The following is a 213-nucleotide window of genomic DNA, read 5'->3' as shown; positions in this document are numbered from 1 at the left end:
CCGGCTTGTTGGCGCCGTCCTTGCCGAGCAACACGACGATTGGATCCAACAAAAACGCTACATGTCACTATCCGCACTCGAACAGACCAAACACCTCATGCACCACCCAGGAGACGATCATGGCGACCACCACCAGCTAACCGCCTAACCAAACCCCCAACTTCATACCGAGCCGAAAGCACAAACGGCTACACCACTACACGGGACTTGACC

1 pseudogene is annotated in these 213 nt (G+C 55.9%); it reads left to right on the top strand.

Annotated elements, in window-relative coordinates:
- Positions 1-148, top strand: a pseudogene (locus HMPREF2791_RS11820) (IS256 family transposase); the annotation flags it as partial.
- Positions 149-213: the final 65 nt, after the last annotated feature.

This window comes from Corynebacterium sp. HMSC034A01, from assembly GCF_001838175.1.
GTDB lineage: Bacteria > Actinomycetota > Actinomycetes > Mycobacteriales > Mycobacteriaceae > Corynebacterium.
The sequence above is the reverse complement of the archived record's forward strand: the minus strand, read 5'-3'. Positions and strand labels throughout refer to the sequence as shown.